The organism is Streptomyces triculaminicus (genome assembly GCF_017349075.1).
Classification (GTDB): Bacteria; Actinomycetota; Actinomycetes; order Streptomycetales; family Streptomycetaceae; genus Streptomyces; species Streptomyces triculaminicus.
Genome location: NZ_JAFMOF010000002.1, coordinates 723,685 through 747,185, shown reverse-complemented (window position 1 = coordinate 747,185; position 23,501 = coordinate 723,685). Strand labels below are relative to the sequence as shown.

Genomic DNA, 23,501 nt, shown 5'->3' with positions numbered 1-23,501 from the left:
GATGAGGATCTCCCGGCCGCCGGGGTGTCCCGGCTGGCCCCCGGCGCGGGCATTCAGGCACGATCTGGCGAAAGCCGGAATCCTACGCTCGCGTAACCTGCGCGTCGCGGCTTTATGAACACTTCAGCCGGGAGCACCCTCCCCCGCCCCGCCCGGAAGGACCTTCCCGCATGGCAGAGCTCGTCTACCCGCCGGTGATCGGTTTCGCCCACACCCTGTTCAAGGCGCTGGACCTGCGCTTCGACGTCGAGGGCACCGAGCACATACCGCAGCGTGGCGGGGCGGTGCTGGTGAGCAACCACATCGGCTACCTCGACTTCGTCTTCTGCGGCCTGGCGGCCCGGCCCGCCAAGCGGCTGGTGCGTTTCATGGCCAAGGAGTCGGTCTTCCGGCACAAGGTGTCCGGGCCGCTGATGCGCGCCATGAAGCACATCCCCGTCGACCGCGCGGCCGGCATGGACGCGTACAAGCACGCGCTGACCGCCCTGCGCTCGGGAGAGGTCGTCGGCGTCTTCCCGGAGGCGACGATCTCCACGTCCTTCACGCTCAAGAACTTCAAGTCCGGCGCGGCGCGGCTGGCCCAGGAGGCCGGGGTTCCGCTGGTGCCGATGGCGCTGTGGGGCACGCAGCGGCTGTGGACCAAGGGTCAGAAGCGCAATCTGAGCCGCCAGCACATTCCCGTGTCGATCCGGGTGGGCGAGCCCGTCACGGCCGGCCGGGACGAGAGCGCGGACAGCGTCACCGAGCGGGTGCGCGGCCGCGTCCAGGACCTGCTCGAGTCCGCGCAGCGCTCCTACCCCGTGCGCTCCGAGGGCCCGGCCGACAGCTGGTGGATCCCCGCGCACCTCGGCGGCACGGCGCCCACCCCGGCCCAGGCGAGGGGCCTGGACCGCCGCTAGCACCGGAGGCGACGCGAGAGAGCCCCCCTGCCACGTGCTGTGGCAGGGGGGCTCTCTCGCGTCGGTGTCGCCGAGCCGGCCAGGGCCGGCTAGGGCCGGCTAGGGCTTGGCCATCTCCTCCGCCAGGGCCTCCGCGAACGCGTCCACGTCGGCCTCGGTGGTGTCGAAGGCGCACATCCAGCGGACGTCGCCGGCCGTCTCGTCCCAGAAGTAGAAGCGGTAGCGCTTCTGCAGGCGCTCGCTCACGTCGTGCGGGAGCCGGGCGAAGACGGCGTTGGACTGCACGGGGTGCAGCACCTCGACGCCCTCCACGGTCCGTACGCGCTCGGCCAGCCGCGCCGCCATGGCGTTGGCGTGCGAGGCGCTGCGCAGCCACAGGTCGCCCGAGAGCAGCGCCTCGAACTGCACCGAGACGAAGCGCATCTTGGAGGCGAGCTGCATCGACATCTTGCGCAGGTGCTTCATCGCCCTGACCGCGTCCGGGTTCAGGACGACGACGCACTCGCCGAAGACCATGCCGTTCTTGGTGCCGCCGAAGGAGAGCAGGTCCACCCCGGCGTCGGTGGTGAAGGCCCGCAGCGGCACGCCCAGCGTGGCCGCGGCGTTGGCGATGCGCGAGCCGTCCAGGTGGACCTTCATGCCCCGCTCGTGGGCGTGGTCGCAGATCTCGCGGATCTCCTCGGGCGTGTAGCAGGTGCCCAGCTCGGTGGTCTGCGTGATCGAGACGACCTGCGGCTGGGCGCGGTGCTCGTCCTCCCAGCCGAACGCCTCGCGGTCGATGAGCTCGGGGGTGAGCTTGCCGTGCTCGGTGGGCACGTGCAGCAGCTTCAGCCCGCCGACGCGCTCGGGCGCGCCGCACTCGTCGACGTTGATGTGCGCGGAGGAGGCGCAGATGACCGCGCCCCACCGCTCGGTCGCGGCCTGCAGGGCGACGACGTTGGCGCCCGTGCCGTTGAAGACCGGGAACGCCTCGGCGGTCGGCCCGAAGTGGGCGCGCATCACGTCCTGGAGATGGGCGGTGTAGTCGTCCTCGCCGTACGCGACCTGGTGACCGCCGTTGGCGACGGCGAGCGCGGCCAGGATCTCGGGGTGCGCGCCGGCGTAGTTGTCGCTGGCGAAGCCGCGCACCGCCGTGTCATGGCGGCGTATGGCGTCGGTCCGGTCCGAGGGGGTCTCGGTCACGGTTGCGGGGTGAGCCACTGACGGGTTCCGTTCACTTCCTGGGCGGGCATCTCCCAGACGCCGGCGATGGCCTCGGCGAGGTCCTTGGCGTCGGTGAAGCCCGCGAACTTCGCGTTGGGTCGTTCTGCGCGCATCGCGTCGTGCACCAGCGCCTTGATCACCAGGACGGTGGCGGCGGCCGGCGGGGCGTCGTCGCCCCCCGCCTTGCGGAAGGAGTCGGCGAGCGCGAGGGTCCACGCCTCGGCGGCGGCCTTGGAGGCGGCGTAGGCGGCGTTGCCCGCGGTGGGCTTGCTGGCGCCGGCCGCGCTGATCAGGACGTAGCGGCCGTTGCCGCTGCGGGCCAGGGGGCCCTCGAAGGCCAGCGAGGTGTGCTGGACGGTCCGGATGAGCAGCTTCTCCAGCAGCTCCCAGTCCGCGGGGTCGGTCTCGGCGAAGGTCGCCGAGCCGCGCCAGCCGCCGACCAGGTGGACCAGGCCGTCGACGCGACCGAATTCCTTCTCGGTGCGGTCGGCCCAGGCGCGGGTGGCGTCGAGGTCCAGCAGGTCCACCGTGTCGCCGGTGACGGTCGCACCGCCGTGGGCGTAGCGGGCGGCGTCCACGGCCTCGGCGAGGCGGGCCGCGTCCGCGTCGGCGGCGACGACGGTCGCCCCGGCCTCCGCCAGCCGCAGCAGCGCCGCACGGCCCGCCGGGCCGGCCGCTCCCGCCACCGCCACGACAGCGCCCTCCAGCGGGCCATTGCCGTTGCCGGGAGTGCTCATGGTCGTCGCCTCCTTCTGCTCCTCGCTCACGCGGCCACCCGCTCCATGTCCGCAGCGGTGATCCCCTTGGTGGAGACGATCACGTCACGCAGCTTCTTGGCAAGGGCCTCGTAGAACATGCTGAGCGGGAACTCGTCCGGAAGCACGTCATCCACCAGCTTGCGCGGCGGCAGCGAGAGGTCGAGGGCCTCGGGGCCCTTGGCCCAGGTGGAGCCGGGGTGCGGGGAGAGGTAGGACGACACGAGGTCGTAGGCGGCGAACCAGTGGACGAGCTTGGGGCGGTCGATGCCGTCGCGGTAGAGCTTCTCGATCTCGCCGCACAGCTGGTTGGTGACCTGCGGGGCGCGCTCCCAGTCGATGTGCAGGGTGTTGTCCGTCCAGCGTACGACGTCGTGCTTGTGGAGGTACGCGAAGAGCAGCTGGCCGCCGAGGCCGTCGTAGTTGCGGACCCGGTCGCCGGTGATCGGGAAGCGGAACATCCGGTCGAAGAGGACGGCGAACTGCACGTCGCGGGCCTGGGCGTAGCCATCGGCCTCGAGCTTGACGGCCTCCTTGAAGGCCGTGAGGTCGCAGCGCAGCTCCTCCAGGCCGTACATCCAGAACGGCTGGCGCTGCTTGATCATGAACGGGTCGAACGGCAGGTCGCCGTGGCTGTGGGTGCGGTCGTGGACCATGTCCCACAGGACGAACGCCTGCTGGCAGCGCTCCTGGTCGTCGATCATGTCGGCGATGTCGCCGGGCAGCTCCAGGCGCAGGGTCTCGACGGCGGCCTCGGTGATGCGGCGGAAGCGGGCCGCCTCGCGGTCGCAGAAGATGCCGCCCCAGGTGAAGCGCTCGGGGGCCTCGCGCACGGCGATGGTCTCGGGGAAGAGCACGGCGGAGTTGGTGTCGTAGCCGGCCGTGAAGTCCTCGAAGGTGATCCCGAGGAAGAGGGGGTTGTCGTAGCGGGTGCGCTCCAGCTCGGCGAGCCACTCCGGCCACACCATGCGCAGCACGACGGCCTCGAGGTTGCGGTCGGGGTTGCCGTTCTGGGTGTACATCGGGAAGACGACCAGGTGCTGCAGGCCGTCGGCGCGCTGGGCGGCGGGCTGGAAGGCCAGCAGGGAGTCGAGGAAGTCCGGCACGCCGAAGCCCGTGTCGGCCCAGCGGCGCAGATCGGCCACGAGCGCGGAGTGGTAGGCGGCGTCGTGCGGCAGGAGCGGCGAGAGCTGCTCGATCGCGGCTATGACGGTGTCGAACTCGGCGCGCACGGCCTGGCCCGGCGGTGCGCCCTCCGCGGCGAGGTCGATGGAGCCGTCGGCGGACTGCCAGGGCCGGATCGTCTCCACCGCGGCCTTGAGCGCGGCCCAGGCCGGGTGCTCCACTACGCGATCCACAGACAGAATGTCGGATTCTGCTGCGGCCGACGCAATAATTTCCGTCACGACTAACCCTCCTCGAGAGAACCTGGCGTTAAGACACCGTATCTGTGTCAGCTTCTCCACCTCAAGGGGTTGAGCCATAAATTATCCTGCCGACCCCCGGGTCGCACCGCTGTTTTTCCTGCAGCCTTCCCCCGTCCGGGGGAACGGAAGCGGCCGTCCGTCGCTCCCGGCACTCCTGTCACGGGCGGCGTCCTAGTCGATTTCCAGCCATGACGGGCCGCCCGGGGCCCGGGCAGGGCGAGCCCCTTCCCGGCCCGGCCGCATTTCACGAAGCCGCAACAACCTTCCGCCATTCGGACGATCCCCCGCCCTGACCTGGACAGATCGCGGCGGCCGCTGCCAGTCTCGCGCCATGCCCGCCGCCAACCAGCCCAGACGCCTGGCCGCCGCCCTCGCCGTGCTGCTCGCCGCGGCCGCCGGCTGCGCCCCGCAGGACGACATCGACGCCGCGAAGTCCACCGGCGGCCCCGCCGCCTCGGCGCACGCCTGCGCCAAGGGACGGCTCGCCACCCGTGCCCCGGGAAAGCTGACCGTGGGCACCGACAAGCCCGCCTACGCGCCCTGGTTCCAGGACGACGACCCGGCCGGCGGCAAGGGCTTCGAGTCGGCCGTGGCCTACGCCGTCGCCGACCGGCTCGGCTACGACCGGTCCGACGTCCTCTGGCAGACCGTGCCGTTCAACAGCGCCGTCGCCCCCGGGGCGAAGAAGTTCGACTTCGACATCAACCAGGTCTCCATCAGCGACGAGCGCCGCCGCGCCGTGGACTTCTCCTCCGGCTACTACGACGTGCGTCAGGCCGTCGTCGCGCTCAAGGACTCCCCGGCCGCCGGGGCGACGGACGTGGCGGGCCTCCGGCACGCCCGCCTCGGCGCCCAGGTGGGCACCACCAGCCTCGACGTCGTGAACGACGTCATCAAGCCGGACCGCCGGGCCGCCGTGTTCCAGAAGAACGACTTCGCCAAGACGGCGCTCAAGAACGGACAGGTCGACGCGATCGTCGTCGACCTGCCCACCGCCTTCTACATCACCTCGGCCTAGGTGCCGGACGCGAAGATCGTCGGACAGTTCGAGGCGAAGGGCGCCGCCGCCGAACGCTTCGGGCTGGTCCTCGACAAGGGCAGCCGCATCACCGGCTGCGTGAGCGACGCCGTCGACTCCCTGCGCCGGGACGGCACCCTCGCACGGCTGGAGAAGAAGTGGCTGTCCGAAGCCGCCGACGCACCGGTGATCAAGTGACGCCGAAGGACACGGTGCCGGCGGCACGCACCCCCGGGGACCGGGCCGAAGAGCCGCACGACGCGTACGTGCCGTCCGCGCGCCGTCTCGAACGCGAGCGGTTCAAGCGGGCCCGGACCCGCCGGGCGGCGGCCGTCGCGGCCGTCAGCACGCTCGTCACCGGCACCGTGCTCTTCCTCGTCGTCGTCGAATCCCCCGGCTGGCCGCGCACCCGCGAGACCTTCTTCAACGCCCACTACGCCCGCGAGGCCCTCCCGCACGTCCTCGAGGGCCTGTGGCTCAACGTCCGGCTGCTGGCCGTCTGCGGCGCCGCGGTGCTCGCCCTCGGCATGCTGCTCGCCGTCGCCCGCACCCTGCGCGGCCCGGTCTTCTTCCCGCTGCGGGCCCTGGCCACCGCCTACACCGACTTCTTCCGCGGCCTCCCGCTGATCATCTGCCTGCTGATGGTCGTCTTCGGCGTCCCCGCGCTGCGCCTGCGGGGCGTGACGACCGACCCGGTGCTGCTGGGCGGGACGGCACTGGTCCTGACGTACTCCGCCTACGTCGGCGAGGTCTTCCGGGCCGGCATCGAGTCGGTCCACCCCAGCCAGCGCGCCGCCGCCCGCTCGCTCGGGCTCGGCGGCGGACAGACGCTGCGCCACGTCGTGCTCCCGCAGGCCGTGCGGCGCGTGGTGCCGCCGCTCCTGAACGACCTGGTCTCCCTGCAGAAGGACACCGGGCTGGTCTCCGTCGCGGGCGCGGTCGACGCCGTCTACGCGGCCCAGATCAGCGCGAGCAAGAGCTTCAACTACACCCCGTACGTGGTCGCCGGGCTGATCTTCGTGGCCCTCACCATCCCGATGACCCGGTTCACCGACGCGGTGACCGCCCGGATGGACCGCCGCCGGGCCCAGGGAGGGATCGTATGAGCGAGCGGCCCGCGCCACCGGACGGACAGCCGGTGCTGCGCCTGGAAGCGGTGCGCAAGACCTTCGGGAGCACGGTCGTCCTGCGCGACGTGGACCTGGACGTCGCCCCGCACACCGTCACCGCGCTGATCGGCGCGTCGGGTTCGGGCAAGTCGACGCTGCTGCGGTGCGCGAACCTGCTCGAGGAGATCGACGACGGCGCCATCCTCCTCGACGGCGAGGACATCACCGACCCGCGCGTGAACCCCGACACCGTGCGCCGCCGCATCGGCGTGGTCTTCCAGGCGTACAACCTCTTCCCGCACATGACGGTGCTGGAGAACATCACCCTCGCCCCGCGCCGCGTCCACCGCGTGCCGCGCGCGCAGGCCGAGGAGCGGGCCCGCGAGCTGCTGGAACGGCTGGGCCTGGGCGGCAGGGCCGGCGAGTACCCGGACCGGCTCAGCGGCGGCCAGCAGCAACGCGTCGCGATCGCCCGGGCGTTGGCGGTCCGCCCCCGGCTGCTGCTGCTCGACGAGATCACGGCGGCGCTGGACCCCGAGCTGGTCGGCGAGGTGCTGGGCGTGGTGCGCGACCTCAAGGACGAGGGGATGACCATGGTCCTGGCCACGCACGAGATGGGCTTCGCCCGGGACGTGGCCGACCAGGTCTGCTTCCTCGACGGCGGAGTCGTGCTCGAGCGCGGCACGCCCGACGAGGTCTTCGGCGCGCCGCGCGAGGAGCGCACCAGGCGCTTCCTGCGGCGCCTGACGGAGGCGGGGCGGCTGTAGGGCGTGCCCGATGCAGGGCGTGTCCGACGGGTCGGCCACGCCCCCCAGGGGGCCGGGCCCCTACGCCGCCAGGTCCTTGACCAGCAGCTCGAACTCCAGGTCGTCGCGCTGCGGGATGCCGAACCGCTCGTCGCCGTACGGGAACGGGCTCATCCGCCCCGTGCGCCGGTAGCCGCGGCGCTCGTACCAGGCGATCAGCTCGTCGCGCTGCCGGATCACGGTCATGTGCATCTCCGAGGCGCCCCACTCGGTGCGCGCGAGGCGCTCGGCCTCCGCCATGACGAGCTTGCCCAGGCCGCCGCCCTGAGCGGCCGGGCGGACCGCGAACATGCCGAAGTACGCGTGCGTGCCGCGGTGTTCGACGTGGCAGCAGGCGACGGTCTCGCCGTCGACGTCCGCGACCAGCAGCCGGCTGTTCTCGTCCGTGACCACGGCCAGGACGCCCTCGGGGTCGGTGCGCTGGCCCTCGAGCAGGTCGGCCTCGGTGGTCCAGCCGGCGCGGCTCGCGTCCCCGCGGTAGGCCGACTCGACGAGCGCGACGAGCGCGGGCACGTCGACGGCGGTCGCGGCCCGGAAGATCGGCGCTGCGGTACGGCTCCTTGCGGTCTCCATGGTGTCCCGTGGTCCTCTCCGTGCGGTTTCGGGCGCATGTACGACCCTAACGGAGGAGGTGTGCGTACAGTCGCGGGCATGGTGCACGTACTGAGCAGCAGGGTATTGCTGAGGCCGACCGATCCCGAGCGGTCGAGGGAGTTCTACGGCGGGGCTCTGGGGCTCGCGGTCTACCGCGAGTTCGGCACGGGCCCCGAACGCGGGGTCGTCTACTTCCTGGGCGGCGGCTTCCTGGAGGTGTCGGGGCGGTCGCAGACGCCGCCCGGGCCGGGGCTGGAGCTGTGGATGCAGGTCGCGGACGCGGCGGCGGCCCACAAGGAGTTCCTGCTGCGCGGGGTGGAGGTGATCGAGCCCCCCGAGCGCAAACCGTGGGGGCTGATCGAGATGTGGATCGCGGACCCCGACGGCGTGCGCATCGCGGTGGTGGAGGTGCCGGAGGACCATCCGATGCGGTTCCGGCCGGGCATCTGACGCGGGGCATCCGACAGGCCGGGTATTGGACAGGCCGGGTATCCCACGGGCCGGGCATCCCACGGGCCGGCGCGGGAGCGTCCGGCCCCGGCTCCCGGAGCTGACCGGGCGCGCGGCGGGAGGGCGCTGCGCGCCCCCTGTGCGCCCATGCGCTCCCATGCGCGGGGGTCGCCGTGGGCATTCTCCGGAAGTGGGTCGCGTCCGGGGGCCCGGGGAGGTGCGCCGTGCACGGACCGCCGCTGGTGGGGTGGTTGCTGGTCGCACTGTGCGCCGCCATCGGCGCGTACTGCCTCTTCAGGATGCGGGCCGGCGCGGCGGGGGAGCGCCGGGCCGCGGGGGGCGACGCACTGATGGGGCTGGGCATGGCCGCCATGGCGGTCCCGGCGGCGGCCCTGGACACCCGGGCGTGGGGGCACGTGGCCTTCGCCCTGGTCTTCGGGGCGGTGGGGCTGCGTGCCCTCGTGCTGGGCCGCGGCGGCCGCGCGGGCATGCACCACCTGCACCACGCGGTGGGCGCCTTCGCCATGGTCTACATGGCGCTCGCGATGGCCGGCTCCCCGGGCGTCGGCCACGCCGGGCACACCGCGGGCGACGGCATCCGCGAACCCGCGGGGAACCCCCTGGTCACCGGGCTGCTGCTGGTCTACTTCGCGGTCTACGTCGTGCGCACCGCGGCGGGGATGGTCCCGGTGACGGCCGTCGCCGCCCAGGACGCCCCCTGGCCGGGTCCCCGGCCCGGGCGGGTGGGCGGCCCCGAGCTGACCGACGCCTGCCGGCTGTCCATGGGCATCGGCATGCTGGCGATGCTGCTCACCATGTAAGCGCGCCACGGCCCGCGTGGTCTGCGTCACTTAACGTGCCGACGCGTATCCGGGCCCCGCCGCCTCCTCGTAGGCTGACCGCATGATGGTCCCGCTCGCGCTGCTGGTCCTCGGCGGCCTGGCCGCGTCGATGGCACCGCGCGTGCTGACCCGCGCAGACTGGCCCGACCGCGAACCCGTCCTGGCCCTGTGGGTCTGGCAATGCGTGGTGGCCGGCGTGCTGTTGTGCTGTGCGCTCGCCATGGCGCTGAGCGCCGCCGCGGCCTGGGAGGCCGTACGCGGCAACGTCTTCGCGCCCGCCCCGCACGGCGTGGTGGAGGCCTACGCCCTCACCGCCTACGGCCCCTGGGCCGCCCCGCTGGCCGTCGCCCTCGCCTCCGGCGCCGTGTGGACGGCCGCGATGCTGACCCGCGAGATCCGCGACGCCCGCGCCCGCCGGCGGCGCCGCCGCGCCGAGTTGCTCGTACGGTCCCCCCGGCTGCCCGGCGAGGACCGCGGCGCCGAGCGGCTCGTGGTCCTCGAGGGCGACCACCCCGAGGCCTGGCTGCTGCGGGCCGGCACCGCGCCCCAGCTCGTGATCACCACGGCCGCGCTGCGCCGCCTGAACGACTCCCAGCTGGACGCGGTCCTGGCCCACGAGCAGGGCCACGCCCGCGCCCGCCACGACTGGCTGCTGCACTGCTCGGCGGCCCTGGCCAACGGCTTCCCGCAGGTGCCGGTCTTCGCCGCGTTCCGCGATCAGGTCCACCACCTCGTCGAACTGGCCGCCGACGACAGCGCCTCCCGTCGCTCCGGCCGCCTCGCCACGGCCCTGGCCCTGGCCCTGGTCGAACTCAACGAGGACCGGGGCGTGTTCGGCCCCTGTCCCACCCCTCTCTCCCACGTCCCCGACCGCGTCCTGCGCCTGCTGGCCCCGGCCCCCCGCCTCACGGCGGGCCGGCGCCTGCGCCTGACGGCGGTCGCGGCCCTGGTGCCGTTCGTACCGGTGCTGGTGACCTTCGTACCGGGCCTGAGCGTGCTCGGAGCGCGCTGAGGCCCGACCGCCGGGAGATCCCGGTGCCGCGACCGCCGGTATCGGCGGCAGCGCAGGGACAGGTCGGTCCGGCGGGACAACGAGCGCCTCGCCACCTCGGAGCGCGGCCGATGGCCGCTTCCCGCCGTCGCTGTACTGGTCGGCCTGCTCAGTTTCGCCGTGTGTCGGCCTCGGCGACTTTGAGGGCCTGCCATCCTGATTTCTGCTGGTCGGCGGGGCTGGCGTGTCGTCTCGGTGGGGTGCTCGTGCTGGCCAGGGTGGAGATCGGTAGCACGTGATCGTCCGTCAGGGGCGCGTTGACGGCGAATTGAATATGAAGCGGGGCGGCAGAGCCGCACTACCGCTCCGCATAGCGCAGGAACTGCCAGCCCAGTACGGCCAGGGAAAGCGTCTGTGCGAGGGAGACGATCACGAGTAAAGGCTGGACGGCGGGAGAGCACCAGAATGCGGTCACGCAGATCATCGGCAAGGCCAAGTACGTGAACAGATCCACAGCGGTCTGTAGTCGCTTGCGCGTAATGCGGCTCGCATCGTCGCGGTGGAAGATCTCCCAGCCGAACACTGCGCCGTGGGCGCCACTGAGCTCGGCCAGCCGCGGTCCCAGCTGGTCGCGGATGTAGCAGCCGACTGCCGAGATCTTCTCGTCGTTGACCAGGTAGGTCCAGCCCAGGACCAGGCAGATCACGGGGACGGCGAGCAGCAGTTGAGCCTGCCTGCTCTGGACGGTGATCGCCAGGACCGCGGTGGACGCGGCGAGCGTGAAGTAGAGCAGGTTGTCACGGAATCCTATCCGGGTTTTTTGCTCCTCCTTGATGCGGTCGTACTCGGCCAGCAGCAGTCTGCTTTCGGTGACGTCTTCTATGGCGGCCACGGCCATTCCTAAGCTCGGGTCCCGGCTGGGCTGATGAGTGGGCGGGCAGGGCTCCGACCCCTGCCCGCCCTGAAGGCCCGGAAGACTCAGTCGGCAGCGCGGAAGGACGGCAGGTTGTTGGGGTTGTTTCGTTCGATCCACCCCTTTCCCTCCGCCGCGATTCCTTCCAGGAGGCGGAAGGTGTGGATGAAACCAGCCGCATTGAGGTTGATTTCGGCGATTTCCTGGGCGTTTTCGTCCGGCGCCAGTTGATGGGTGTCGGCGTCTTTGACACGAATGTTCCTGGCCGGCCCGTTGGTGAGGACGAGCTCCAGGTCGTAGCCGATATGGGTGCGTTCCGTGACCTGTACGGAGGACAACGCGTCGAACCGGTAGTTGCTTCGCTGTTCGTTCCCACGTTTCGCGTCGGTGAAATCGAATTCCGTGCTGATTTCACGAACGCCATCCTGTGTGACCAGGAAGAGACGGAAGCTGTAGCGCGAGTATCGCCAAGGACCGCCCTTCACACGCCCTCGCTTGTAGGGGCGTGTGGGTGTCATCAGGATGGTGTGGGTGATCAGGTCGCGCCAGGTGAGCTGGTAGTGGCGGAGTGCTTCGTCGACGAACAGCGTCTTGTCGCAGGTGAGCCAGGTCTCCATTTCCAGCTCACTGGGTCGCGTGGTGTCCAGGAACGACTTCCAGTTCTGGTAGGCGACTTGCCGCGCGGTCAGCCGCTCTTGATATTCCTGGGATTCCTCGGCCAGTCGGTGCTCTTCACCCCGGGCCTCCAGCCACGAGGACGCAGCCGCGCGTCCGGACCAGACCGCACCGACTACGGCCAGGATGGCCAGCAGCATCTGCGACGCACCGGCACCTGAGGCCACTGTTCCGAGCAGGACCAGAGTCGTGATGCCGAGAGTGATGAGGGCGACCACGCACAGCGCCTTCACCACCGCCAGCGTCTGGTTCTGGTGGCGGTGATCGAACAGAGTACCTTTGTTGTGGCGGTCTCGGGCATCCTCAGCGAGATAGCGGATCAGCCAGTTGACCCGGTCCACGCTGATTCGGCTCTCGCGGTAGAGAAGCGCGATCTCGGCGACGAGGCTGTTGCGGATGTGGACGGTACGACCGAGCCATTCGTGCGGGGCGAATCCGTGGGGCACACGGGTACTGAAGTAGTGATCGAATGAATGACGGACGCGATTGGTGAACCCGTCCCCAGTAGAGGCGGGATCACCCGTGTGCGGGATGTGGGACTCACGGTTCTTGGCCTTCAGCTGATGTTCCTGGTACCACCATCGGCGGCCGAAGTGTGCCGCGGTCAGGCCCGCACCGAGTGCCACCAGTAACTCGATGACTGCCGCAGCCGGATCCGCGACCAGCGCCAAGATCCAGAGGACTGCGGTGACGACGACGAACAGGCCGGCTCGGACTGGGAGGGCTGCCTGGGCGGCAGCACCGGTGCTCGGACGGGGCGGCAGGGCCCGTGGCCCGATGGGGTCGGGTTCGAAATAGGCCCAGACCCGTTGGACCCGGTCGTTGCCGAAGCGAGCTGTCTCGGCCCGCTCGCGGTTCTCGGCCCACAGGCTGTCCTTCAGCCCTCCGGTGAGTACGAGGTCGAGGTGGTGGAGGATCGCGTCACGCTGGCGAGGCGACAGGGCTCGCAACCGCTCCAGTACGCGTCCTGTTTCGCCGTCCGCGGTGCTGACCATCGCCAGCAGTTCGAAAGCGACGCGCAGAGCGTCTTTCCACTCTCCCTCGGCGTAGGTCCGTACGAGCCCGGAGGCATGGTGCAGCCGCTGGAGTTCTTCGGTACTGAGGTCGTGGTAAGCACGTGCACTGAGCATGGCAAGCACCCAGTGGAAACGGACCTCCGCGTTGTCGTGTCCGTGAGCGATCGCGTCACTGATCATGTCGCGAGCACGGCTGGGGATACCATCCTCCAGGAACCGCACACCGACCTTGTACTTTTCCTGAGGCGATGCATCCGGATGGACGAAGTAAACGTTGGAGTTGTGTACGGTCTCGGCCTGGATTCCGACGGTGGAGTCGTATGCGGCCGAATTGTGCGTGACACTGCTGCCGTCGTTCATGACAAGTCACCCGCCGCAACAACCAGTGGTGCCAGCCTGGCCACCAGATCGGGAAACTCTGCGATCAGACCACGTAACCTCTTGAGTGCCATGGTCGCCCTCTTGGACGATTCGGGAGTGTTCTCCCTTGCCGCCCGGCGGGCAAAGCCCAGCTCGGCCAGTGCCTCTCGGTGGATGTCGTCGTCGAGGGCGCCCTCGGCGTGGTGACGCTTCAGGTGCTCACGGAAACCGTCCAGTTCCGCAACCAGGTCCGCCGGACTGGTCACCTTCGGGTCCGCGTTCAAGTAGACGCTGCTCTCCTTGACTGAGCCGGCCATGATGCCAACGGTGCTGTTATGGGCGGTGTTGCTGACGTGCTCTTTGAGTCTGTCGGCCGTATGGGCCCTGTCTGCCTGGGACATTGCGATCTGTTCCTGTTCTCCCACCAGTTCCACGGCCAGCCGTGTGGCGAATGCCGCCGCGTTCGCCGCGGCCCGTGGTTGCCAGTTACGGTCCTTCGCGCTGCTCTTCGTACCGTCCGCTCGGTCGCTGATTCCCCGGATGATGGCCACCGGTGCCCCGTTGAGATGACCGGCCTGCGCCACACCGGCGGCCTCCATCTCGATAGCGAGCGCGTCGTTGTAGTGCTGCCGGATCCACCGCGCCTCAGCCGAGATCTTCGAGTTCTGCACGACCTCGCCGGCGGCGATCGCACCGAAGCGCACCTGTGGCGCGCGCCCATGACCGGGCGTGTCGTCTGCCCAGTCGTTCACGCGAGCCAGATGCGAGCCGAGCTGGCTGATACCGTGCGCCGCCTCCCACACCCGGGGACGGGCCTTGAGCCCGTCGTCCTCGCTGGTCCCGCCGTGGTAGGCGTACACATGTGTCGCCATCACCACGTCGCCCAGCCTGGCCGTGTCCCACAGGGCACCGGCGACGCCGACGAACAACACGGCCACCGGCGAAAACTCCTGTATCGCGCGCTCAGCGATCACCGCGGCGGAATGATTCCCTTTGTTCGTCAGACCGAGCGCGACACGACATGAAGTGCCCTGCACGGTTCCCACCTCGAACCGCGTCCCACGCTCATGACGGTGCACCTGTGGACCAGCCAGTTTCCGGCGCACGGCCTGGTACTCGAGATTGAGGGCGGTGAGAATCACCACTAGGTCTTTCGACATCTATTCCCGTTCCCCTTTCGTGTCCTCTTCCGTCGTGGACGGCACAGGCCGGATCAGTGGTGGGAACAACACCGTCTTCGGTCCGGCCCGGTACAGTCGCGCGGGCCGTCCTCCCGTGACCCTACGTCCCGAGCCGGCGGGGATGATGAATCCCTTTACGGCCTGGACTTTCCGGTAGAAATTACGGGTGTCGAGTTCGGTGCCCCAAACCGCCTCGTACACCTGCTGCAACTCGGCTATGGTGAAGAGTTCTCCACAGAATGCCGTGGCCAGCGCCGAGAATTCGAGCTTGGTACGCGCGCGTTCGATTCCGTCCGTCACGATCCGTCGGTGATCGAAGGCCAGTTCCACCTCACCGGACAGGACGGCTTCCGCGGGAACCCACCCAGCATCCATGGCATCCGTTCCCGCGACCGGTTCGGGGAGTCCCGGCGCGATCGCCAAGTGGGCCACGGAAACGACTCGTCCCCGTGGATCACGGCCCGCGTCCCCGTAGATGGCCAACTGTTCAAGATGCACCCACTCGGCAACCAGAGCGGTTTCCTCGCTCAACTCACGGTGGGCGGCGTCCAGAATCTCCTCACCGGCGTGATTGAGGAATCCGCCAGGCAAAGCCAGCATGCCCCGAAAAGGATCTTCGCCCCGCTCCACGAGCAGGACACACAGTCGCCCCTCACGCAGCGTCAGGATCACGAGATCGACCGTCAACAGCACGGGCGTTGGCGACCACACGTCAACTTGCATGTCACTTACGGTACTTCGGTTCCTGTCACTTTAACAAGAAGGGCGACGCGGAGGCCGCTGGTGCCGCATGGCGGAGGCACTCCAAGCGGTCAACTCGTCGTCCGCTCCGCAGCCAGGCGGGGGCCGATCGTGGTCTGCTGGTTCAGTGTTGCCTCGAGGCGGCTCGGGAACGGGTACTTGCGTTCCCGGAGGGTGTGGAGGGCTGCCTGGGCTGACGGTCGGGCGGACGGGGGGTGTGTCCACGTCGGTGAGGCAGAAGAAGTCGATGTCCTCGCCCGCCGCCAGGCTGGACAGGCGACGGTGCCTGTCCGGAGTGCCCAGTTGGACGTAGCGGAAGCTGTAGTCGGTGCGTGCCGGGCGTTCATGCGGATCTTGGTGAGGAAGCGCCAGGACTTCAGGTTCGCGAAGCCGTGCTCGACGGCGGCGCGTTCGCGGTTGAGCAGGCGGTTCGCTTCCTTCTCGGAGTCGGTGAGGCGGTGGTTGCGGGTGGCCTTTCGGCCGGTGATGATCACCGGGTAGTCGGGAGCGTCGTCCAGGCCGATGAAGCCGAGGTCGGCCAGGGCTCCGAGTCCGGCCTCGCGCAGATGGCCAGTGATCTTATTGTGGCGGGCGGCGGTGATCTCGCTGGTGCGGCCGGGCCTGGCCGCGGAGAGCCAGATCAGATTGCCCTTCTCGTCGGTCAGCGCGAGAAACAGCAAGCCATGGGCTTTGTGCTCGTCGGAGAAGTTCTTCCGGCTGTCCGCCCCGGTGCGACGGCGAGTGCGGATGAGGGTGCCGTCCAGCAAGACCACGACTCCGCCGCTGCGGGCGATCTTCCTCAGCGCCCGGTCCAGACGCGGGGTCCGCACAGTCAGGAGCTCGATCGCTTCCTTCACCCAGCGACGCACAGTGGAAGCGGCGACGGCGTTGCCACCGGCCATGTCGGAAAGGAGCTGGTCGTGGCGGAGCACGGCGAGTACGGCGACCGCCTGGGCGCCCGGGGTGAGCTTGCGCCAGCGGGAGCCCAGCTCCTTGCGCCGCGGACAACCACAAGCGGGAGAGCCGGCGCTGCCGCTGGCATGCAAGTCTCGCCCGGCGGGTTGGCTAAGAGATCGCGTAGCCGTTCCACGCCCCACCGTGCCCCGAAGGCCCAGAGCAGGGCGTTGCGACGGTTTCTGGAAGGCAGTCGAAGGAGGGCGCCGAGTGCAGTGGCACGTCCGAAGGACGTGCGCTCACGGCTGCTGCCTGATCGTGTGGGGGCGCAGCTGCCTGTCAGTCGATCCGCCTTCCCGCTTCGGAGAGAGCGGCGTCCCAGTCGACGTCGGGGGCACCGCGCAGCACGGTGACGCCGGCATCTCGCAGGGTCGCCAGAGAGCGCTCGAACTGCGGATGCTGGGCGAGCGCCTGGTTCACGCACGGCATCGTCACCAGAGGGATGCCCTTGCCGATGGCCTCTGCGGCGAAGGCCGGGACGAAATGGCTGGTCAGCCCGAGAGCCCAGTGATTGACCGTATTGAAGGTGGCCGGCGCCACCAATGCGACGTCGGCAGCGGGCCACACGTCGACCTCCGTGGGCCGACGGTGGCGCGATCGGATGGGGCGTCCGGTCAGTGACTCCAGTGCGGGCAGACGGTCCTCAAGCCATTCCGCGGCGGTTGGAGTCAAACCGAGGCAGACATCCCATCCATCCGAGTGGGCCCTGCGGATTACGTCGCCAATGTCCAGGACCGGAGGTGCAGCGGTCCCCAGCAGGTAGAGCACAGGCGTGGTCATGCGCTGATCCCATCACATGGGTCCGCCCCCGGACCGGCTCGCGGCGGGGGCGGGCACCGTTCCCCCGCAGGCATGCGGGGGAACCGTTCCGGATGCGATCGAGGCGTACCAGCCTCGTGCGGTTGCCCACTGCCCGGCGGCGGGTGGGGCACCGCGCAAATGACGTGACCGGGCCGTCGGCGGCGGTTGGGGTGATCTTCGCCTGGGTGCGCAGGCAGGGGTTACTTCCGTTGCCAATGGGGAGGTCGCGGGTTCGAATCCCGTCGCCGACTTCGGGTCGGCGTAGCTCAGGTGGTAGAGCACCAACGTCACCTCAGCCGTTCAGATCTCCGGGCCCCACGTCCCCGCCGGCTCCGGCCGGCGGGGGCGTTCGCGTACCGTACGGCGCATGGCATCGAAGCCCTCGCCCTCTCGGTGGACGATCAAGGCGTCGTCGGCCGCGTCCGCCCTCGTCTGCCTCGTCGTTCTCGCCGCGTGCGCGGGAGGCGGCGGAACGGCGGACGACGAGGAGGACCCGGGCGAGGGGACGGCCCGGTCGGCGTTCGCGGAGGGCTTCGCGGCCGGCCAGGAGGTGCTCGAGAAGCACGGCAAGGGTGCGGCCGTCCGGGAGACGGTGTGGGGCGGGTGCGAGAAGCGGGCCGAGGAGGCCGGGACCGGGTATCCGGACGACTGGATACGCGGATGCCGGAAGGGTGTTCAGTCCTTCCCCGGAAGTTGACCTCCCTCGCGAGCCCCGGGTGGCAGAGTTGCCCCATGAGCAATCTTGATCTTCACCCGGCGCCCACCGAGTGCGGTGGGCGCGGCGGGGTGGGCGCGGGGCCCGTGCGGGAGTTGTCGGCGGGCAAGGAAGTACGGCTCGGGGAGAGCACGATGGTGCGGCGGTTGCTGCCCACGCTCGGGCGGCGCATGGTCGGGGCGTGGTGTTTCATCGATCATTACGGGCCGGACGACGTGGCGCGGGCGCCCGGGATGCAGGTGCCGCCGCATCCTCACATGGGGCTGCAGACGGTCAGCTGGCTGCAGGACGGCGAGGTGCTGCACCGGGACAGCCTCGGCAGTGAGCAGACGTTGCGACCGGGACAGTTGGGGCTGATGACGTCGGGGCGGGCCATCAGCCACTCCGAGGAGTCGCCGCGGGAGCACGCGGCCGTGCTGCACGGCGCGCAGCTGTGGGTGGCGCTGCCGGACGCGCACCGGCACACGGCGCCGGCGTGGGAGCATCACGCCGCGCTGCCGGAGGTGACCGGCGGGGGGCTGACCGCCACGGTCATCATGGGCGAGCTGGACGGGGCCGCCTCCCCCGCCACCGCGTTCACGCCCATCGTCGGCGCGGACGTCGTCCTGGCCGCGGGCGCGTCGGCGCGTCTGCCGCTGCGGCCGGACTTCGAGTACGCCGCGCTCACCATGTCCGGAGAGGCCGAGGTGGACGGGGTGCGGCTCGCGCCCGGCTCGATGCTGTATCTGGGGTGCGGGCGGTCGGAGCTGCCGCTGCGGGCGGACGTGGACAGTTCGTTCCTGCTGCTGGGCGGGGAGCCGTTCGAGGAGCGGATCGTCATGTGGTGGAACTTCGTCGGTCGTGCCCACGAGGAGATCGCACAGGCCCGTTCGGAGTGGATGACCGGCTCCCGCTTCGGCGAGGTGCACGGCTACGAAGGGACCCGGCTGTCCGCTCCCGAACTGCCTCCGGTAGCGCTCAAACCGCGAGGAAGGGCACGCTGAGCTGGGCGAACATTCCTGGGGCAGACCGTTCAACCGACCCCGGAAGCGCAGCTGACAGCAGGTGAAGGTCCAGGTCCATAGCCTGGCAGATCTTTGCCTGGCCTCATGCCGCCGGCGCCATGCCCGAACATGCTGCCGCGGTCCTGCAGGCATGGTGCCCGCGGCCGGGAGGGGGCATGGCGCTCGTCTTCGCGGGCCCCGGTCAGGCGACTGCTGCCGGGTGGGGTGCGCGGGCATGGAGTGCGGTGTTGTAGCGGCGCAGGAGGAGGACCGCGGTGGTGGCGAGGCCGGTGAGGAGGCCGAGCCAGATGCCGAGGGTGTCGAGGCCCGCGGCGTAGCCGAGGAGCCAGGCGGCGGGGAGGCCGACGGCCCAGTAGCCGATGAGGGTGATGCGGAATCCGCTCTTGGTGTCGTCGAGGCCGCGCAGGAGGCCGACGCCGATGTTCTGGGCGCAGTCGAAGAACTGCAGCACGGCGATGACGAGCAGCAGTTGGGTCGCGATGGAGACGGCCTTGTCGTCGCCCGCGGTACCCGCGTCGAGGAACGGGCGCAGCACCAGGTGGGGCAGGGTGAGGTAGACGACGGCGACGGCGGCCATGACGACGGCGGCGCAGGCGAGCGCGGTGTTCTTGATGCGCTGAGCGGCGTCGACGCGGCCGAGGGCGAGTTCGCGGCTGACGTTGATGGAGGCGGCGTGGGAGAGGCCGACGGCGACCTGGAAGACGATGTAGACGAGCTGGTTGACGGCGGTGTGGGCGGCCAGGGCGGCGCTGCCGAAGGAGCCGGCCATCAGGGCGGTGACCGAGAAGAAGCCGGCCTCCGACCCGTAGGTCGCGGCGATGGGAATGCCGAGCCCGATGAGCTCGCGCACGGTGGCGCGGTCGGCCCGCAGCGCGTTGAGGCTGAGCAGCGGGGCGAGGACGGAATCCCTCTTCGCCGAGGCGTACAGGGCGAGGAAGGAGAGCAGGTAGACCGTGGAGGTGGCCACGCCGATGCCCGGCAGGCCCAGTTCGGGCAGGCCCCAGGTGCCGTGGATCAGCAGCCAGTTGAGTCCGGCGTTGACCGCGACCGAGGCGATGGTGATCTGCAGCAGGGCCTGTGGGCGGCGCATGCCGACGGTGAACTGACGGATCGCCTGGAACCACAGGCACGGCAGCAGGCCGGGGGCCAGTGCCAGCAGCATCGTCTGCGCGCGGTCGGCGACGGCGTCGTCCTGGCCGAGCAGGGTGAGGGCCTGGCCGATGAGGAGCATGAGGATCGCCCCGGCCAGTCCGGCGAGGGTGGCCACCGCCATGCTCGCGCGGACGATCTTTCGAACCCCCTCGTCGCTCTCCGCAGAGTCGCCTTCCGCTGTCTCCGCGTGGGCGGCGACGGCGGCGATCCGGTTGCCCACGGAGGTGACGAGGCCGACGCCCATGGTGCGGAGCTGGTTGAAGATGACGATGGCCAGGCCGCCCGCCGCCAGGTCCCGGGTCCCGAGGAGGCCCATCATCACCGTGTCGGTGGTGGTCAGGGCCACCTGGGCGAGCTGGGTGAGGACGAGGGGGACGGCGAGGACGGCCAGCGCGCGGCCGTCGCGGAGGAGAGCGGTCGGTTGCATGGAGGGCATCAGTTCTCGCGGAGCTTGGTGAGGGTTTCGTCGATCTCGCGCTCCGTGGCGGGGTCGATGAGGTTCCGGTCGTTCATCCAGTCGTCGTTGAAGACGGTGTCCATGTACTTTTCCCCGCCGTCGTTGACGAGGGCGACCATAGTCGTGCCCGGCGGCAGCGAGGGCAGGCGGGTCAGGGCCTCGTGGACGACGCCGCCGGCGGATCCGCCGATGAGCAGGCCGGTGCGGGCGACGGCCCGGCAGGTGGCGAACGCTTCCACATCGCCGACCTTGACCCCTTCGTCGATCAGGTCGAAGTCGACCAGGGCACCGATCCCGGCGCCCTCGGGGGTACCGGTGCCGGACTGGTAGTAGTCGTGGGCGGGGCCGCCGAAGGCCACGGAGCCCTTGGGCTCGACGCCGACGGTCTTCAGGCCGGGGACGAGCTTGCGCAGCTCGCGGGTGGTGCCGCACAGGGCGCCACCGGTGCCGACGGCGCCGATCAAGATGTCTATCCGTCCGTCGAGGGCCTGGTGGAGCTCGTGGGCGACGGGGAAGTAGCCGACGCCGTTGGCGGGGTTGTTGTGCTGTTCGGTGAAGATGGTGTTGTCCTGGCCGCGGGCCATGTCCTCGGCGAGTTCCTCGCGGGCCGCGGTGGCGAGCTCCTCGGTACCGTCGTCGACGACATAGATGAGCTCGGTGCCGAGCGCCTTCATGCCGCGCAGTTTGTCGGAGCAGGCGTGGTTGTCGACGACGGCGGTGAAGGTGTAACCGCGCTCGGCGGCGATCACCGACAGGCCCAGTCCGGTGTTGCCCGAGGTGGACTCGATGATCCGGCCGCCGGGGCGCAGCTCGCCCGCGGCTTCGGCGGCGTCGACCATGGCGCGGGCCATGCGGATCTTGGCGGTGCCGGTGGGATTGTACATCTCCAGCTTCAGGAGGAGGCGGCTGCCGTTCTCGGAGCGGCACAGCTCGAACAGCGGGGTGTATCCGATGAGGTCGGATATGCGGGAGACCACGGCGGGGCGCGTCAGTGCCTCGTTCATGGGGGGGAGCTCCTGTGACAGGTGGGACGGAGGGTTTCAGCAGGCGGGGCGGCGGTCCAGGCGCCAGCGCGGCCGCCCTTCGGTGGTTTCCAGGACGACCTTGGGCGGCAGCGGCAGGTCGTGGAACGGCGACTCGTTCGAATCCATCTGGTATCCCGCCGTGTTGGGGTAGACCAGCAGGTCGCCGGCCGAGGGACGGGCCGGGAAGGGGATCTTGCGCCAGGTGAGCATGTCCGACTCCAAGCAGGTCGCACCGCCCACGCACGCGGGGTGGACGCCGGTGCCGACGGCCCGCCCGGCCGGGGTGACCAGGACGGGGTCGGGGAGGTATTCGCTGTTGAACCACTGCTCGGACAGGCTCAGGCTCGTGCCGTCGACGGTGAGAATGGCGTAGTCGTCGCGGTCCTTGACTCCCTGGACGCGGAAGACGGAGGCGCCGGCCCGGTCGAGCAGTGCGCGGCCGGGCTCCATCAGCAAGATGGTGCCGGTCTCCCGAAGTCTGGCGCCGAGGCTGTCCCGGCCGGCCGCCGGAACGGCGGCCAGTACGGCGCGGAGGGCGCCGGCCCCGGCGACCGGCGAGTGGTACGGGTAGAAGCCGTCGGCCGAGAAGGTCTTGCGGGCGTGGTAGTGCCCGGGTTGCTGCGTCGCGAGGAAGGCGTGCCAGTCGTCGGCGGCCGCGTAGTCGACGGCGAAGCCGCCGCCGATGCTGATCCGGTCGGCCTGGAGCCCCAGGACGCGGGCCTTGAGGCAGAGGTCGACGAGCTGTCCGGCGAGGTCGGCGCGGGGCTGGACGGCGTAGCCGGACAGATGGAAGCTGAAGCCTTCCATCCGGACGGCGTCGCCCGCCCGTACGCACCTCGTCAGGGCCTCTTCGAGCTCGGCCTCGTCCAGGCCGAAGCGGCTGTGGGGCTGCGCCGGGGGGAGCCGGCGCAGCAGCAGCCGGGCGGGGCGGACCGCGCCGGTGCGCGCCAGCGCGATGATCCGGTCCAGCTCGTCGAGGGAGTCGACGGCGGTCAGGGCGCCCTGGAGGACGGCGATCCGCAGCAGTTCCTCGTTCTTGGCCGGGCCGGTCACCACGATGTTCTCGCCGCGTACTCCGTGGGCGAGGGCCTCGCGGAGTTCGCCGAGGCTCGCGACGTCCACTCCGGCGCCGGTAGCCGCGCAGCGTTCGATCCACGCGGCGGCCTTGTTGGCCTTCTTCGCGTAGTACACGCGTCCGTCGACCCCGGCCTCGTCCAGCGCCGTCCGGAACGCGGTGAGGTTGGCGTCGAAGCGGTGCGGGAGGAGGAAGTGGAAGGGGCCGCCGAAGGCGTGGGCCAGTTCGTGGAGGAGGCCGCTGTCGAGGACCGCGTCGGTCTCGGGGTCCGGGTGCGCGGGGAGCGTGGGGAGCGTGGGGAGCGCCTGGGGTATGCCGTTCACCGCCACAGCGGCACCTGCGTCCCCAGGCCCTGCTCGATGGCGAGCTGGGCGAAGCGGTGGCCGAGGGCGATGTCGGTGACGACCAGTCCGCTGTTGTAGGCGAAGATCCGCTGGTCCGGCGTGGTGCGGCCGGTCGCCGTGCCGGCGAGGACCGGGGGGAACTCGGCGTCGACGGCGGGGAAGTTGCCGTCGGCGTCGGCCATGTCGGTGCCGGTGACCTTCATCTGGGCCTCGCTGGTGGCCACGACGCGGTCGGCGCGGTGGAGGGCGGAGGGGGCCAGGCCGTGGCCGACCAGGATCGACAGCGCGCCGGGCTTCAGGTCGTCGGCCTCGATCGCCGCAGGGGTGTGGGCGCCCGCCGTGGCCACGACGATGTCGGCCTCGGCCGCGGCGGCCCGTGCGTCGGTGACGACCTCGACGTCCCGGTCGGGGAAGTGGGCGCGCAGCTGCGCCCGGACCGCCTCGATGCCCTCCGCGTGAGTGCCGAAGAGCATCAGACGGTCCAGGTCGGGCAGTGTGGTGAGCAGGAACGGCAGGGCCAGCCGTCCTTGGGTGCCGGTGCCGATGACCAGCGCGCCGCGCGCCCCCGGGGCGGCGAGCTCGCGGGCGAGGAGCGCGGAGACGGCCGGGGTGCGCAGGGAGCCGATGCGACCGCAGTCCATCATCGCCACGGGCAGGCCGGTGACGTCGTCGTAAAGCGTGAGGGCGGTGTAGTAGTGCTGCTCCTCGCGGCCCTTGTGCAGGCCGTGCTTGTACGAGGTCTTGACGGCGACGACGTCGCGGGAGCCGTCACGGCCGAGCATGGCGTACGAGACGGAGTGGCCGTCGGACGGCTTCACGGTGAGCTTGCGCGGGTTGTCCGAGAGGCCCGCGGCCAGGGTGCGGTAGGCCCCCTCCACCGTGTCGACGACGTCGGCGAGGGAGATGTCGATGCCCGCGAGGTCGCTGGTCGACAGCAGGCGCAGGGTTGTGTCGTCGGCGGGTATGCAGGGGCCCGTGGTGGGGCTGGTCATGG

The 23,501-nt window shown here is 70.5% G+C and carries 22 protein-coding genes and 1 pseudogene; 9 read left to right on the top strand and 14 right to left on the bottom strand.

Annotation, left to right across the window (positions count from 1 at the left end; translation table 11 throughout):
* Positions 1-170: 170 nt before the first annotated feature.
* Positions 171-899 carry a lysophospholipid acyltransferase family protein gene (locus J1792_RS13450; protein ID WP_086570016.1) on the top strand — a complete coding sequence of 243 codons (729 nt, stop codon included), beginning with the start codon at positions 171-173 and terminating at the stop codon, positions 897-899.
* Positions 900-998: 99 nt separating this feature from the next.
* Here J1792_RS13450 and J1792_RS13445 read toward each other — a convergent pair whose 3' ends face one another.
* From J1792_RS13445 to J1792_RS13435, 3 genes are read right to left on the bottom strand one after another with little or no spacing between them, the layout of a single operon-like run.
* Entirely contained in the window at positions 999-2,099 is a 1,101-nt protein-coding gene (locus J1792_RS13445) for a threonine aldolase family protein (RefSeq protein ID WP_372446103.1), read from the bottom strand.
* Complete coding sequence (locus J1792_RS13440) at positions 2,078-2,839, bottom strand: SDR family NAD(P)-dependent oxidoreductase (protein ID WP_086570089.1); 762 nt, start codon at positions 2,837-2,839, stop codon at positions 2,078-2,080. The genes J1792_RS13445 and J1792_RS13440 overlap by 22 nt, the downstream gene beginning before the upstream one ends.
* A gap of 26 nt (positions 2,840-2,865) precedes the next feature.
* Entirely contained in the window at positions 2,866-4,263 is a 1,398-nt protein-coding gene (locus tag J1792_RS13435) for a DUF6421 family protein (RefSeq protein ID WP_086570020.1), read from the bottom strand.
* A gap of 352 nt (positions 4,264-4,615) precedes the next feature.
* Here J1792_RS13435 and J1792_RS13430 point away from each other — a divergent pair.
* From J1792_RS13430 to J1792_RS13420, 3 genes and pseudogenes are all read left to right on the top strand, one after another.
* Positions 4,616-5,500: pseudogene (locus J1792_RS13430) on the top strand (ABC transporter substrate-binding protein).
* 14 nt (positions 5,501-5,514) lie between these two features.
* Positions 5,515-6,408, top strand: coding sequence for an amino acid ABC transporter permease (locus J1792_RS13425; protein WP_307843034.1), 894 nt, complete (start codon positions 5,515-5,517; stop codon positions 6,406-6,408).
* Positions 6,405-7,178 carry an amino acid ABC transporter ATP-binding protein gene (locus J1792_RS13420; RefSeq protein ID WP_242645900.1) on the top strand — a complete coding sequence of 258 codons (774 nt, stop codon included), beginning with the start codon at positions 6,405-6,407 and terminating at the stop codon, positions 7,176-7,178. Before J1792_RS13425 ends, J1792_RS13420 begins: the two co-directional genes overlap by 4 nt.
* 60 nt (positions 7,179-7,238) lie before the next feature.
* Here the strand turns inward: J1792_RS13420 and J1792_RS13415 are convergent, their stop codons facing one another.
* The gene (locus tag J1792_RS13415; protein ID WP_086570025.1) at positions 7,239-7,790 is read right to left on the bottom strand and encodes a GNAT family N-acetyltransferase; all 552 of its coding nucleotides are present in this window, start codon (positions 7,788-7,790) and stop codon (positions 7,239-7,241) included.
* 78 nt (positions 7,791-7,868) lie between these two features.
* Here J1792_RS13415 and J1792_RS13410 point away from each other — a divergent pair, with 78 nt between their 5' ends.
* The 3 genes from J1792_RS13410 to J1792_RS13400 all read left to right on the top strand — a co-directional run bounded on the left by J1792_RS13410 (position 7,869) and on the right by J1792_RS13400 (position 10,115).
* Complete coding sequence (locus J1792_RS13410) at positions 7,869-8,261, top strand: VOC family protein (protein WP_207247317.1); 393 nt, start codon at positions 7,869-7,871, stop codon at positions 8,259-8,261.
* A gap of 224 nt (positions 8,262-8,485) precedes the next feature.
* Entirely contained in the window at positions 8,486-9,082 is a 597-nt protein-coding gene (locus tag J1792_RS13405; RefSeq protein WP_207247311.1) for a DUF5134 domain-containing protein, read from the top strand.
* Positions 9,083-9,164: 82 nt separating this feature from the next.
* Entirely contained in the window at positions 9,165-10,115 is a 951-nt protein-coding gene (locus J1792_RS13400; protein ID WP_207247310.1) for a M56 family metallopeptidase, read from the top strand.
* Positions 10,116-10,452: 337 nt separating this feature from the next.
* Here the strand turns inward: J1792_RS13400 and J1792_RS13395 are convergent, their stop codons facing one another.
* From J1792_RS13395 to J1792_RS13370, 6 genes are all read right to left on the bottom strand, one after another.
* Complete coding sequence (locus J1792_RS13395; RefSeq protein WP_207247308.1) at positions 10,453-10,992, bottom strand: hypothetical protein; 540 nt, start codon at positions 10,990-10,992, stop codon at positions 10,453-10,455.
* Between the two features lie 80 nt (positions 10,993-11,072).
* Positions 11,073-13,058 (bottom strand): hypothetical protein, encoded by a 1,986-nt coding sequence (locus tag J1792_RS13390; protein WP_207247304.1) that lies wholly within the window; start codon positions 13,056-13,058, stop codon positions 11,073-11,075.
* Entirely contained in the window at positions 13,055-14,218 is a 1,164-nt protein-coding gene (locus J1792_RS13385) for a 5'-methylthioadenosine/S-adenosylhomocysteine nucleosidase family protein (protein ID WP_207247302.1), read from the bottom strand. Before J1792_RS13385 ends, J1792_RS13390 begins: the two co-directional genes overlap by 4 nt.
* On the bottom strand, positions 14,219-14,962 hold the full coding sequence (locus J1792_RS13380) for an NUDIX hydrolase (protein ID WP_207247300.1): 744 nt from the start codon (positions 14,960-14,962) through the stop codon (positions 14,219-14,221).
* 89 nt (positions 14,963-15,051) lie between these two features.
* Positions 15,052-15,912 carry a transposase family protein gene (locus tag J1792_RS13375; protein ID WP_207247299.1) on the bottom strand — a complete coding sequence of 287 codons (861 nt, stop codon included), beginning with the start codon at positions 15,910-15,912 and terminating at the stop codon, positions 15,052-15,054.
* A 301-nt stretch (positions 15,913-16,213) separates the two neighbouring features.
* Positions 16,214-16,714 (bottom strand): flavoprotein, encoded by a 501-nt coding sequence (locus tag J1792_RS13370; RefSeq protein WP_207247296.1) that lies wholly within the window; start codon positions 16,712-16,714, stop codon positions 16,214-16,216.
* 388 nt (positions 16,715-17,102) lie between these two features.
* On the opposite strand from J1792_RS13370, the gene J1792_RS13365 reads away from it, so the two are divergent.
* Positions 17,103-17,432: a hypothetical protein gene (locus tag J1792_RS13365; RefSeq protein ID WP_207247295.1), complete on the top strand. Its 330-nt coding sequence runs from the start codon at positions 17,103-17,105 to the stop codon at positions 17,430-17,432.
* A gap of 35 nt (positions 17,433-17,467) precedes the next feature.
* The gene (locus J1792_RS13360; RefSeq protein ID WP_086570093.1) at positions 17,468-18,433 is read left to right on the top strand and encodes a pirin family protein; all 966 of its coding nucleotides are present in this window, start codon (positions 17,468-17,470) and stop codon (positions 18,431-18,433) included.
* A 202-nt stretch (positions 18,434-18,635) separates the two neighbouring features.
* Here the strand turns inward: J1792_RS13360 and J1792_RS13355 are convergent, their stop codons facing one another.
* The 4 genes from J1792_RS13355 to J1792_RS13340 are packed head-to-tail and all read right to left on the bottom strand — an operon-like array spanning position 18,636 to position 23,499.
* Complete coding sequence (locus J1792_RS13355; RefSeq protein ID WP_207247293.1) at positions 18,636-20,033, bottom strand: MATE family efflux transporter; 1,398 nt, start codon at positions 20,031-20,033, stop codon at positions 18,636-18,638.
* An 8-nt stretch (positions 20,034-20,041) separates the two neighbouring features.
* Complete coding sequence (locus tag J1792_RS13350) at positions 20,042-21,067, bottom strand: cysteine synthase family protein (protein ID WP_086570034.1); 1,026 nt, start codon at positions 21,065-21,067, stop codon at positions 20,042-20,044.
* Positions 21,068-21,103: 36 nt separating this feature from the next.
* A complete protein-coding gene (locus tag J1792_RS13345; protein WP_307842971.1) occupies positions 21,104-22,486 on the bottom strand; it encodes a type III PLP-dependent enzyme domain-containing protein in 1,383 nt (460 codons plus the stop codon).
* Complete coding sequence (locus J1792_RS13340) at positions 22,483-23,499, bottom strand: ornithine cyclodeaminase (RefSeq protein ID WP_086570036.1); 1,017 nt, start codon at positions 23,497-23,499, stop codon at positions 22,483-22,485. The genes J1792_RS13345 and J1792_RS13340 overlap by 4 nt, the downstream gene beginning before the upstream one ends.
* Positions 23,500-23,501: the final 2 nt, after the last annotated feature.